Source organism: Bradyrhizobium sp. th-b2, assembly GCF_000426785.1.
Taxonomy (GTDB): Bacteria; Pseudomonadota; Alphaproteobacteria; order Rhizobiales; family Xanthobacteraceae; genus Bradyrhizobium; species Bradyrhizobium septentrionale.
The window spans coordinates 1-11924 of the sequence record NZ_AUGA01000107.1; the positions used below are offsets into that span (position 1 = coordinate 1).

Consider the following 11924-nt stretch of genomic DNA (forward strand, 5'->3'; position numbering starts at 1 on the left):
AGCGCGCAAACCCCTGCGGTGGCGGCTTATGCAGCAGCTTCAGAATCCGCTTGTCGGTGGCCTTCGTATAGATCGGCTGCTTGCCGGGCCGCGGCTTGTCGTGCAGTCCTTCAAGGCCATGATCGGCATAGCGGTGTCGCCAAAGGCTGACAATCCGCGGCTGGACTCCGACTTCTTTGGCGATCGAGCGGGTGCTGCGCCCGTCCGCCGCCAACAGAACTATCCGCGCCCGCTTCAAATCGCGCTGCAGCGTCACCGGCGAGCGACAGCACGCCTCAAGAACCTTGCGGTCTCTCCGCGAAAGGTGGACTTCTCTTGCTTCGGGGATCATCCATATCTTGAATCACGACTCACGTTCCAAGAAAAGTGGGTACTAGGCCGCTGTTTCGACAGCGATGGCGAACTTGCAATCGACCTTCTGATCGACCGGATGATCGCGCGTGCCTGAGCGGAGTTTCAGGAAGGCAATGGCGCGAGCCCAATGCTCGGCGATGACGATCCCGCTGTTCGGCTTTGCGACGATGGTCACTTCCTCGCCGTTGCTGCCGTACAGATCATTGTAGAAGTTGCCGTCGCTGGAAACTTGCAGCGTCAGATTCGCTGCCGTGTATTCCTGCGGAACGGTGATGCGGACGATCACGCCAGCCGAGCAATCAATGCCATCGGAAAGGGATTCGCCAGCTGCGATAGTGGGTCCGTCGATAACCTGAAGCGGCATGATGCGTCTCCTTCAGCGGTGCCGGTTGGCGGGATGGTTCGGATCGGTCGGCCAGCCATCGGCATCGACCGCGACATCGAAGCCGCGCGCCTCGATCCGCTGCTTGGTCGAGCTATGGCAGGGCGAGCAAAGGCTTTGCAGCGCGCCCAGGCAGAACAGAGTCCAGTCACCGCGATGCGGCTCGACGTGATCGACATGGGTGGCCGGGGTGACGATGCCGTCCGCTGCGCAGAACTTGCAGAGCGGATGCGCGAGCAGCTGCTGCCTGCGGCGGCGCTGCCAGAAGGCGGTGTCGTAGAAATGCTTCCAGTCCTCGCGGCTCATCCGATCAGCGCCGCGATATCGATGGGCTTCTCATTGCCGCGATCCCGAGCGCGCAGACCGAGCAGCATGGCGATGGAGACCGCGCCGTCGATGCGAAAGCGCGCCTTGTCCTTGTCCAGCTTGCGATTGCCAGCCGGGTCCGTGGTCGCCACAGCGTTCGCCATGTTCCAGTTCAGCACCGGATTGCCGGGATGGATCAGCTTGCGCTCGATGATCGCCAGCTCCAGCGCATCGATGGCAGGCCCCATGTCCTTGAAGCCTTGGCCCCATGGCACCAGCCGCAGGCCGTCGCCGCCCTTCTCGCCGTCCTCGAAGCCTGCAGGCCGATGCGGTCGAACTCGCGCAGGATGTCGTTGATGCGCCAGCGGTCATAGGCCATGCCCTTGACCTTGTAGCGCTGCGTCATCTCGGCGATGAAGAGCGCGATCACCTCCGGGTTGATCGATTTGCCGGGGCTGATCTTGAGATGGCCAGCTTCGGCCCACTCGCGGTAGCGATGCGATCCCGAGCCGAAGTCGCGGCTCGAATGCTCGGTGAGATGATCGCGCGGCTTCCAGAAATGCGGCTCGATGCGGCAGGGATCATCGACGGAGCCGATCATCAGCGCGGTGAGATCGACGGTGCTCGAAAGATCGAGCGCGAGATAGACTTCCTCGCCCTGCGCCAGCGGGGCGTCGCCAGCGCAGGCCATCCATTCCGCTCGCGAGATCAGCGAGGCGATGGACGAAACGCGCTGATTCAGGAATAGATTGCGGACCTTCGGCTCCTCGGCGGGCATCCGGATCGCCTTGCGGATCGCGGTCGCGAGGTCCTCATAGTCGCGGAATTTGCCGAGCGCAGGATTCGCCTTGTGCCATTGCTTCTCATCGGCCAGCTCGCAGTCCTCGGCGGCGGCGTAGAGATGGCAGACGATGGCGGGATCGACGCCGGAAAGCCCGTCATCGATCAGCTTCGACATGATGTGCTCAGGATCGTTGCTCTGCGTTGAGATCACGATGAAGAGCGGTTCATCCCGCGCGCCGAAGGAGGTATCGAGCACGTCATAGAGGTCGCGGTTCTTCGCCTGGGCCAGCTCATCATAGATCACGAGGCTCGGCAGATAGCCGTGCTTGGTGCCTGCCTCGGCGCTGATCGCGCGGTAGACCGAGGCAGTGCGGCGCGCGACCATGGTCTTGGTCGATGGCACCAGCTCGATCTCCTTCGCCAGCTCGGGCTCCAGCTCGACCATCTGGCGAGCGAATTTGTAGACGATGGCGGCCTGATCGCGATCATTGGCGGCGGAATAGATTTCGCCATGCACCACGGCCTCGGGGCCGACCAGATGCGCGAGCACGATTGCCGCGATCAGCGCGGTCTTGCCGTTCTTGCGCGCCATCGAGAGGATGGCGCGGCGCACCGCGCGGCGCAGGCCGAGATGCGGCTCATAGATCGCGCGGATGAATAGCTTCTGGAAAGGCTGCAGCTTGAAGGGCTTCCCCATGCCGTGCCCCGAGGGCACGGTCAGGCGCTCGATGAATTTGATAACGGCCAGTGCGCGCCGCCTGCCGTCAGGCGTGCGCTTAACCGGCGAGGAGTCCGGCAAACTTGCTCTGCGAATTGTCGCCATGAATGCCCGCGCTGATGCGGCTGCGCGCAGCTGGCGTGAGGCCGAACTCGGCGGCGAAGCGGACCACATCGCCTGCATGCTTGCGGACGATGGAGACCAGCGGGTTCTGTACGGCGTCGCCGATTTTCGATTTGATGATCAGGCCATGCATGACCGGATCGCCTGACTGCATCCGCGCCAGCGCTTCAGACGCCAGCCGCCATTGCCCGAAGGCATGGCAATAGGTCGCGAGCGCCGGGATATCGACCACCGTAAGCAGGCCGAGCCGATGCAGCTCGGGGGCGGTGCGCCACCATTCATCGGCGGCATAGCCGGTGATGAAGGGCGGCGGCTCGGGGACATCCGGCAGCTGCTCGGGCTGCGGCTCGTCAGGCAATCTTCGCTGGCCTGGATTCCCGCGCAGTAGCTTCAGGTGCGTCGGCAGTGGCCGCTTTCCGGGTTTCATCTTTCTTCCTCTCGTCTTTCCGCTGGAGCGTGGGGATCGGTGCTGCGCCGTCGCTGTGCTGGTTGGTGCCAGCCATCGCCTGCTTCCCACGCACGCCGCGATACATGGTTGCGCCGCGCGCCTCGATGGCGCTGTACGGCAGCGGCTCGCCGATCAGGCGCGAGCGCGCTGCTGGATTGGTGAAATAGATGTAGCGCAGCGTGTAGCCTTCGAGCGTCGGGCCAGTGCCGCGCCATCGGCCGCCCGTCGCCGCCAGATGCTGCAGCCGATTGCGCCCGGTGATCTGGGACATCTTGTGGACGATGCTGCCGTCCTCGGCGATGTGCAGGTCCTTGTTGGTCTTGATCATCGTGAGCAGAAAGCCCGCCGCCCGATAGATCGTGCCGTCGCCGCATTGGCAGGCGTCGGCGAAGGAGATGATCCATTCGATATGCGGGTAGTTCTTCCTGATCATGCGCAGCGCGATGCCGAGCGCGCGGCTTTCCGAATTGCGCGGCAGCGCATCGGTGAAGGCGAGCCGGTTCAATTCGAGGAAGCCGTTCCAGCCGGTGTCGCGGACCAGATGTACGATGTTCGACTTCTGCAGGCTGGGGCCGAATTGCATCGCGCCCTCCAGCATGCCGTGCAGGAAGACGCCAAGCGATAGCGTCGAGTTGCGGACTACCTTGCCGCTGTAATGCACGCGCCGGATCAGCGCATCAGCATCGCGCTTGGCGATGGGGCGGACCTCGATCTCCTTCGCGCTGGTCATTGCGCCAGGTACGCGCGGCAAATTTCCGCCAGCGCGTTGCCGTTCCGGCTCTTGTTTTCCGAGGCCTCGCTCGGCGGCCCCAGCGCCTGCGATGCCCGCTCAATCGCCGTGCTCACGGTCTCGGCCTGCGTCTCGTGCAGGATGAAGGTCATCTGCTGGAAGGGCGAGCGCTCGCCATCGGCAAGCACAGGCATGCCGCCCAGCGCCTCGACGCCCACGCCCATCTCGCGCAGCTCGGTCTCGGAAAAGCCGGTCAGGCTATCGAGGCCCAGCCGCGCAAGGTCGTTCAATTCGATGCGCAGCAGCGCGCGATCCCACTGGCCGTTCTCGGTCAGCTTGTTGTCGGCGATCAGATAGGCGCGCTTTTGCTCGTCCGACCAGCCGCGAGCTACCATCGTCGGCACCTGATCGATGCCCATCTGCTCGGCAGCCAGCACTCTCCCGTGGCCAGCTATGATCGTCCCGGCTTCATCGACCAGCACCGGGATGGTCCAGCCCCACTCGCTGATCGAGGCCGCGATCTGCTCGATCTGCTCCTCGGAATGCAGTCGCGCGTTGCGGGCATTGGGCACCAGCTCGCGGATCGGGCAGCGCGATACCTGATCCGCAGGCCAGTTTTGGGCGATTTCGGACAGCCCGAAATGCCTGTTTTTGTCGGGAGAAATCGCCTTTTCGCTGGGCTGCTGCATGCCAGCTCCCTGGTCAAGTACCTGCAAATGCTGCGATTTTGGCGCTGAGAAGGATCTTCCACCCGGCAACGAGATACCGACCGAGAGGGATCGATAGGGCCGTTTTGATCAGTAAGTTGGCGGGGGCGGGCATCGGCTAACTGCGTCAGGTTCGGAGCGGTATGTTCGACGCAACTTATTGAAAACAGTAGAGTTTCAACGGGAGCCATCGGGACTGCGCGCTCTATGCGGTGCGGGCCTGTCCATTCCTGACGCAGCCGAAGATGCGCCGCAACGAGAAGGACGTGCCCGAGCATCTTGAACCTGCTGGCCTGACGCTGCGCAGGAATCCGGGCGTGACGCTGATCTGGACGACGCTGCGCTACACGATCTTCAAGGATGGTCACGGTGGCGCGCTGTTCAATGTCGGCGATCCCGAGCGCGTCGAGTTCTTCGCCGAGGGCCGCGCCGCGACCCGCGCCGAAGTGATCGCCAGCATCGATAGCGGCCTGCCGGTCCTGCGCGAGATGGCCGAGCGCGACGGGCCTGATGCCGTCGCCGAGCTGCAGACGATGTACGGCAAGGCAATGGAGCTGGTGCCTGCATAAGCTGATGAGTCTTTTGCAGTGAGGGAGGAAAAGCAGTCGCCTGGGGCACGTAGAGAGCGCAGAGGGAAAGGAGCGCGAGGACGCCCGCGGTTGATAGATGGGAACCGCAAGATAATTTGGCTAAGATCGCAGGGTTATGCGAAATGCCCCCCGAACGCCCTAGGGACCCGAACCAGCTCGCCAAGCGAATCATTGATATCGCCACTGGCGAGACGCCCGACCGCGATCCTACGCCAGAGGAAGAGGGCAAAGACCCGGCTGGGGCGGAGGAAGAGGTCCATGGCTTTCGTTTAACTCACTTTGGCCCTGTTGTTTGGCTAGCGTGAATTCCCCGAGTCCGCTGCTGTTGTTCAGGTCTTGACGGAGTTCCGAATGCGATGCGCGCCATCGTTGGCCGTTCTAGTTTTGATCGCGAGTTCGAGTGTTCAGGCGCAAACGGTTACGGAGCCGGCCATCTCGAAAGTAGTCGAACAGGTTCGCGTAGATGCTGATTATCTCACTAAGCGTTTGACCTGGGATAAAGATGTCGACTTGGACCGCGTGCGGCAATTTGGGCTGGCGCTCACGGCTATGAACCTCGTCCAGCAGCAGGTCAGCTCGACGCGATATGGCGCTGTCGCGAATACATCCCCCGAGGATCTGCCCGCCAACGATGAAGAGGCCCTGTCGCGCGGGATCGGCATTTGCGGGAATCAGGTTTCTGTATTTCTCAACATCGCGACACGAGTTGGCCTCGAGGCACGCAGCCTCGAATTCTACTGGCCGGATGAAGCCGACGTTCGTCACTCGCATATCGCGGCAGAAGTGAAAATTAGCGGCAAATGGGCCTTCTTCGATGTGACTTGGGGAACCTATTTCAGGCGTGATCCCACCGCTTCGGGACAGGCATCTCTGCTCGAAATCCTGTCTTTCGATGAGGCGAAAGCTGTGCCTGATCGGGCAGCTCACGCCGTCACCAATGAGTCGGAACTTTCTTTTCGACTTCAGCTCATCAACAGCCTTGATCCGTTCGACTACTTCACGAAGGCGGATGGCTACCTGCGCGGCAAGAGCGGGGACATAGCTCTTGCGGCGCCGCGAAGTAACGGCGGTGCTTGGGTCTACTCACCCGACGGGGTACCGAACCACATCGGAGTGAGCGCCGATTACTCGACCTCGCATGTCGGAAACGCCTCGGTAGGATTGCGCGCCGCGGCTCATGTGGTTCACGGCCGGATCGACGAGATCGGCCGCGGCTGCGTCGGATCGAACGTCCTCGTCGCAGCCGTGAACGGACGCGAGGCTGTCAATGAGATAGTGTCTCCGGGCACTGAGAAGGACTTTGATCTGCCCGATGGTGTCGCGGCGGGCGACACCATCACGCTGTCGATCAGGCCCAAGTCCGATGGCGCAACCTGCGTTCTCGTATATAAACAAATCATCCTGAGCGACCGCTCATCCTAAAGAGGATAGCCGGCCGACCTCGCGCGGCCTCGTGGATTACGACGTGGTCGTTCTCGAGCTTGTAACCAACTGACCATAGGCGGAGGAACAGTTCCATTCGTTATATTCCGACGAACGATCGGCAGGTTTCGGGCTGGGAACGTTGACTGTAGACGTCCCATAATTGCGGATGATTTACCCAGGAAGCAATCCCATTGGCCTCGATCTTCATCAGGATCGCCATATTGTTAGCCGTTGCGATCCTGGCTTTTGGCGTTTCCCGAATAGGCGTACCGGCGCGATCGTTGCCATAGCGACCTGCGTCATAGGTGCCATCATTATTCTTCATTTCGTCGCGTCTTGAGACATCACAGCACGATGTGGCCCCAGCCACCCTTGGAGGCCCAGGGGCGATTGCTGGGGCCACATGACCGGTCCCGCGTCAGTCGAGATTGGAAGCCTGCGGAAGCTTGGGGTCTGGCAGGGTGAGAAAGCCGGTGCCGCATTAGCGCAAGGAACGCTCGGGTCGAGAACGAATAGCCATGCCCCGGGCCAATGCGGCCCGCCCTATAGCCGAGCGCAATCTGGGATTTTACCGTGGGTGAACGAAAGTTTTCGGGATGGCGTAAGCCTGATGTCAGCTGGAAATGTTTAGATACACAAATACTCCAACGGCCCCGGCTCGTACCGCTCTGGGGCCGTTTTTTTTCCTTCTACTATAAAGGGTATGGTGGTTGTCGCTGTAGCCGACCGCGGGGCTCGTCAGCTTCTCGAAAGCTGGGTTAGATATCAAAGTATTATTAGATACAAAGCATTAAGAGAGCGCTACTCAACGAGGCAACGCGATGAATATCGACCCATGGGACACAGAAAGCTTTATGGAGTCTTACAGTATCCTGCTGCAGGAACAGTCGAAAGAAGTGAGCGCACAGGCCAACTCACAAGTACACTCGCCCCCGCATCAAGCGAGCTTTGAGCGGCAGCTAACTGAGTTGCCGCTAGACTACGAACGGTGCCCCGCCGCATCCTATGTCAGGGGCCGCGCCGAACTTGCCGCATCGCTGGCCGGAGCGAACGTTGAGTCGCTCAGGAACGAGATCGAGCGGGCCGAGCAGCGATCGGCACAGTGGCCAAGCACAGCCGGACCTTCCGCCCGCGTCGATGGCGACCGCGTTTTCGATGAGGTATTAACGTCGTCGTATCTGCAGCTGCACCGCTTTCAGGACGAGATCAGTCATTGCAAGCCGCGCATGGACGACGATGTGAATGCCATGAGCCACGTACGCTCCCTCGCCGATTTGCGTTCCCGCGGCATCCGGCATGTCTCTGAGGCGTTCTGCACTGACGACCTTGATGAAATTGATAGGGCGCGCAGTGCTGCACTTCACACGAACGGCTACACCGAACAATCTTCTTTCGTGTCGTTGGCCCAGGACCCTTCGCGACTGCTCCTTTCAGAGGACACGGACTCCGCGAGGGCAATCGCTGAAAGCGCTAGGGAGTTGCACACCTACAGGGTACCGCGTGTTGCCGCTTGGCCGGCCGATCGCATCGATGGCATTCTTGCCCGCTCGAGGGATCCTGTAGACCACGATTTGCGAAGGTGGGTGAGCGGAACACCGACCGAGGAGACCGAAGTCTTGTTTCTCGGCGGCGATCTGGAAAAGTATCGGACGGCCAGCCAACCGAATCCGTACAGGACGGATCATCCAGGTGGAAATCAAGAGGGTTAACGATCGGCGTCATCCTGCGCTACGCTTCCATGTCCCGCTCCAAACTCGCCTGCAATAAAGGGCGCATTCAGAGCATCGCTGCGTCATCCATGCCATCCATGGCGCCGACAATTCGTTCTGGAACTGCTGAGCCGCGAGAGCGCGAGGAAGCGTCGGGCGGCGCGATGTGATGTCGACCGCGACGGAGCGTTAAGGGTCGGCGTCACCGGCGGAGAGACCGCTTTCGGCATGCAGGCCGCGCCACACTTCTTGTGCCCACAAGGCGCCTTCACCAACCACACTTTTAACCTCGTGACTCCAAAGCCCAGTGTTACCGGCTCGCACCAAGCGACACAGTCTGAAAAGGCCGCGCACTGAAACCGCAGTTCAGTGGCTTGAGAAGCGAGCAACCGGTAAGAAGGGCGAAAGATCGGATACCCAACTCAGAAGCTGATGGGTCTGTTGGCGAGAATCATTCGAGCGTCCACGAATGAAGGTGATGTTGTACTAGTACCCTCGTCACAGTGATTATGACTCTTTGGAAGTGGCGGGATAGGCGCCTTACTCATAATCGTAACGTTCGAGCCTGCCGGGCTTGGCCAGAATGGGCTGACGCGTTTCGCCGATGAGTTGCACCGGGCTTTCGTCGAAGCACACCACTGGCCGTCTGGAGTCGGGCGCCTCGGCATAGAGGTCGAGCACATCCTCCATGCGGGCGACGTATTCGCCGTCGACCTGCGGAATGCACCACATGTCTTTGCGCCAGGGTTCGAGGTCATTTTCGGCCAGGCGCCGCCGAACCGTCTCGTGCGACAGGCTCTTGTGTTCGGTGAGTTTGACCATCGCGCCTGCCAGCAGCTTGAGCGTCCAGCGGGCACGGCCCTTTGGGGGGCTGGCACAGGCGGTCCGCCACCAGCAACGCCTCTTCCTTGCCGGTGAGTTTGCGCTCCGCTCCGGGACGCGGCTCTTCGCTCAGCGCCGGCTCCAGATTGCCTTCCACGAAGCGTCGCTTGGTCCGATACACGGTCGAACCGCTCACGCCAACGCTCCTGGCGATCTCTTCGTCGCCGGCCCCGGCATCGGCAGCCAGCAAAATCTGCGCTCGCTTGAGCTTGCGGGACGCATGCTTGCCGCCGCTGAGTAGCGCCCTCAGTTCGGTGCGTTCGATTTGGCTGAGTTCGACCCGATAGCGTACATTCATGGCGTGCCTCCTCGTTCGAGGCACGCACGAACAACTGAATCGGATGGCCGGCGTGAGTCCTTCGACAAAACCCTTCACGCCCACGCAGGGGCAGTATCTGGCTTTTATCCACCTCTATACCCGGCTGCATCGCAGGCCCCCGGCCGAAACCGACATGCAAGAATATTTCCGCGTCAGCCCGCCTTCGGTCCACCAGATGGTGCTGACGCTGGAAGCGCCGGCCTTATCAGACGGCAGCCCAGGACACCTCGCAGCATCGAGGTCCTCGTTGATCCGAAACTCCTGCCGGAGCTAATCTGACCGCCGAACCCAACCTGTCGAAATCACTGTGCAGAGCCACTAGGCCGCCAGCGGCGATCGAGGATCGGCCACGGCGGGCAACCGATCATCACGCCGGAAGCCAAAGCCTGGTTGGTGTCGCTGGCGTGCGACAAGGCCAAGGAGCACGGCTATCCGCATGAACTGTGGATTCTTGTAGTTGACCAGCGCAGCGTTCTCTGAGCCAAATCGCGGTCAAACCACCTTTTGCCAGTCGCGAGGGCTCTGAGCGCGACTGCGAGGAAGCAGAGCTAAAGCCATGTCTCCTTTAGAAGCAATCAGCCGCTGGCTGGAATCACAGGACTTAGACACTCAACTTGAGGTCGCTGCATACGTGACATTCTCGATCTTTAGGAAGAGTGACGTTCTCACGCTTGGCGGGCCGGAGGAGCTCGACACTCTTCAGCGTTGGTTGACCGAACCAGAGTTGGATCCAAGGGCCGCCGCAGGTCGTGCTCTGACCTTCCGGCTCGCCTTCGAGTACTTTGCCGAGGGCAGAATCAGAGGGGATGGATGGAAACGAACCGAAGAACTAGAGCGTAAGAGTCTGGAACTAGCTAAGCGCGACGGAAAGCTTGCGGCTGCGCGCAAGGCGCAAAGAAAGCTTCAACTGTTGCCAACCCGAAAAGAGCACTGGTATCGTGTTGCGAAATCCTGGAATGGATTGGCGGCGACTTATCTAACACGCGAGGCTCTCGCTCTCGGATCTTTGCCGAGATGCGACCTGAAGGCCATTTCAAATAGTCACTGTCTTCCATTGGTGCCTACGGTCGAGGCTTCGGATGCGGCCTTGGTTCCGATAGTGCCCGCTACAGCTGTTGAAGAAGGCGAAGAAGGGAGGAACGAAGTGCTCTTCTCACAAAAGAGTGGACAGAGTTAAGCTGCTTATACCTCGGTCGGCAAGGAACTTGGTCTGCGCGTGCGTTTGCGGTGGACGGCCCATTGCACGATCGTTGAACCTGTTGGCGTCGATGCCGCTCCTCGTTTCGCCAACTGCAAAACAGGAATCCGACATCAGCCCATAGGTTCCACGATGCAGGTTTCATGAAATCGATCGTCTAGTAGGAAGGATGGCTTCGCCGGATTGATTTCCGTCACCTGGAGATTAATCCCGCGCGAAGGTTGCGTGGACGCCGGGCTTGGCGGCAAATCGGGTGCGGTCGTCGCGAACAGGATTCGTTTGCTCGCTTCCGGATCGAAGGGGGGCTGGGCCGCTGGGAATGGCCTCTCCAGAGTCTTCTTATTGCGTCTCAGGCACCAAGAATAAAGTTGGGGTGACGCGGCTTCCCTCCACCTGATGGATTTTCCATCCCTCTCTCCGCCCGCTGGTCCCAAAAGGTTCCAGAGCCAGTCACTCTTCCGAATAAGCCTCCCGTCGGATCGACTCTCGCCCAGTCGTCCCTTGAAGGCGCTCAGCGCAGGGACGCTCAAACGGCGTTACCGAACCGCTGAAATGCCCCTCGAGCTCGGCAACTGCTCTGTGCTCCCACTCATTAGCCTGGGCGAGCAATGAACACCGCTGAAGGGGCCGAAATGCCGCGGCCTGACGGCATAGCGAAGCTATCGCACGATAGCGGCGCACATTTTCTTCAACGGCCAGCCCGGTCATGTGTGGATCCCCCATGTCTTTCACGTGTGCGAACTTGCGGCAGAATTATTTTCGATCCGTTAGCGGCCAGAGTGGAAAGCGTGAATGGTTGGCAAAACCTTGCTGGCACGCTGATGATGAGCGTTCCACCGAAGGATCCACATCAACTGAGCCCTAATAGCCCGTCCTATTCGTGAGAGTGCGTTTTTTTAGTCCGATTGATGTGGCCGCGCATCTGCTCTGACGAGGCGCGCGGGATTGCCTTCGGCTTTTCACCGCCTGACGACCGGTACTTTGCAACGCGCTTGAGGTGTAGGTTGGGCGAACGGGGGGCGGACGCCCCGCCGGTCAAGGACCGAGCGGCAGCAGCGCGCCTGGCAAGCCGCGGATCAGGTCGGCTTCGGGACATGCCGCGGCAAACGCAAGGCGAATGCGGCTCGTGGTCTCGACGACACGGACAGCGAGTTTCAAGAGCCGAAGACGCAGCGTCGCGAACTCGGCAGTGGCCAATTCCCGGACTTTGGGAATTGAGAAGCAGTATTTTGTCTCTGAATCTTCGGTCT

At 60.7% G+C, this 11924-nt stretch carries 15 protein-coding genes and 1 pseudogene; 4 read left to right on the plus strand and 12 right to left on the minus strand.

Going from position 1 to position 11924, the window contains the following annotated elements:
- The 8 genes from K359_RS60095 to K359_RS57925 all read right to left on the minus strand — a co-directional run.
- Positions 1–331, minus strand: a 331-nt coding sequence (locus K359_RS60095; RefSeq protein WP_156929031.1) for a helix-turn-helix domain-containing protein, incomplete at its 3' end; no start/stop codon positions are given.
- Between the two features lie 42 nt (positions 332–373).
- Positions 374–718 (minus strand): hypothetical protein, encoded by a 345-nt coding sequence (locus K359_RS63770; RefSeq protein ID WP_165128069.1) that lies wholly within the window; start codon positions 716–718, stop codon positions 374–376.
- Between the two features lie 12 nt (positions 719–730).
- A complete protein-coding gene (locus tag K359_RS0143820) occupies positions 731–1042 on the minus strand; it encodes an HNH endonuclease (RefSeq protein WP_029084774.1) in 312 nt (103 codons plus the stop codon).
- The gene (locus tag K359_RS65980) at positions 1039–1290 is read right to left on the minus strand and encodes a terminase TerL endonuclease subunit (protein ID WP_166209466.1); all 252 of its coding nucleotides are present in this window, start codon (positions 1288–1290) and stop codon (positions 1039–1041) included. The genes K359_RS0143820 and K359_RS65980 overlap by 4 nt, the downstream gene beginning before the upstream one ends.
- The gene (locus K359_RS55480) at positions 1239–2624 is read right to left on the minus strand and encodes a terminase large subunit domain-containing protein (protein WP_256375213.1); all 1386 of its coding nucleotides are present in this window, start codon (positions 2622–2624) and stop codon (positions 1239–1241) included. Before K359_RS55480 ends, K359_RS65980 begins: the two co-directional genes overlap by 52 nt.
- Positions 2602–3024, minus strand: a complete 423-nt coding sequence (locus tag K359_RS0143830; protein ID WP_051346768.1) for a phage terminase small subunit P27 family — start codon at positions 3022–3024, stop codon at positions 2602–2604. The genes K359_RS55480 and K359_RS0143830 overlap by 23 nt, the downstream gene beginning before the upstream one ends.
- On the minus strand, positions 3017–3844 hold the full coding sequence (locus K359_RS55485) for a hypothetical protein (RefSeq protein WP_063618995.1): 828 nt from the start codon (positions 3842–3844) through the stop codon (positions 3017–3019). The genes K359_RS0143830 and K359_RS55485 overlap by 8 nt, the downstream gene beginning before the upstream one ends.
- Positions 3841–4533 carry a ParB/Srx family N-terminal domain-containing protein gene (locus tag K359_RS57925; RefSeq protein WP_051346769.1) on the minus strand — a complete coding sequence of 231 codons (693 nt, stop codon included), beginning with the start codon at positions 4531–4533 and terminating at the stop codon, positions 3841–3843. Before K359_RS57925 ends, K359_RS55485 begins: the two co-directional genes overlap by 4 nt.
- A gap of 263 nt (positions 4534–4796) precedes the next feature.
- Here K359_RS57925 and K359_RS55495 point away from each other — a divergent pair, with 263 nt between their 5' ends.
- Together K359_RS55495 and K359_RS0143855 are read left to right on the plus strand one after the other, a co-directional pair.
- The gene (locus K359_RS55495) at positions 4797–5120 is read left to right on the plus strand and encodes a hypothetical protein (protein ID WP_051346770.1); all 324 of its coding nucleotides are present in this window, start codon (positions 4797–4799) and stop codon (positions 5118–5120) included.
- 390 nt (positions 5121–5510) lie between these two features.
- Positions 5511–6563, plus strand: coding sequence for a transglutaminase domain-containing protein (locus K359_RS0143855; RefSeq protein WP_156929033.1), 1053 nt, complete (start codon positions 5511–5513; stop codon positions 6561–6563).
- 100 nt (positions 6564–6663) lie between these two features.
- Here K359_RS0143855 and K359_RS62420 read toward each other — a convergent pair whose 3' ends face one another.
- A complete protein-coding gene (locus K359_RS62420; protein ID WP_156929034.1) occupies positions 6664–6891 on the minus strand; it encodes a hypothetical protein in 228 nt (75 codons plus the stop codon).
- Between the two features lie 496 nt (positions 6892–7387).
- On the opposite strand from K359_RS62420, the gene K359_RS0143860 reads away from it, so the two are divergent.
- The gene (locus K359_RS0143860; protein WP_029084777.1) at positions 7388–8275 is read left to right on the plus strand and encodes a hypothetical protein; all 888 of its coding nucleotides are present in this window, start codon (positions 7388–7390) and stop codon (positions 8273–8275) included.
- A 543-nt stretch (positions 8276–8818) separates the two neighbouring features.
- Here K359_RS0143860 and K359_RS55500 read toward each other — a convergent pair.
- Positions 8819–9455 (minus strand): annotated as a pseudogene (locus K359_RS55500) (IS630 family transposase); the annotation flags it as partial.
- 577 nt (positions 9456–10032) lie between these two features.
- Here K359_RS55500 and K359_RS55510 point away from each other — a divergent pair.
- On the plus strand, positions 10033–10653 hold the full coding sequence (locus tag K359_RS55510) for a hypothetical protein (protein WP_063618996.1): 621 nt from the start codon (positions 10033–10035) through the stop codon (positions 10651–10653).
- A gap of 471 nt (positions 10654–11124) precedes the next feature.
- Here K359_RS55510 and K359_RS65205 read toward each other — a convergent pair whose 3' ends face one another.
- Complete coding sequence (locus tag K359_RS65205; RefSeq protein ID WP_224496563.1) at positions 11125–11382, minus strand: hypothetical protein; 258 nt, start codon at positions 11380–11382, stop codon at positions 11125–11127.
- A gap of 327 nt (positions 11383–11709) precedes the next feature.
- On the minus strand, positions 11710–11924 hold a 215-nt coding region (locus K359_RS55515), incomplete at its 5' end, for a transposase (protein ID WP_051346771.1).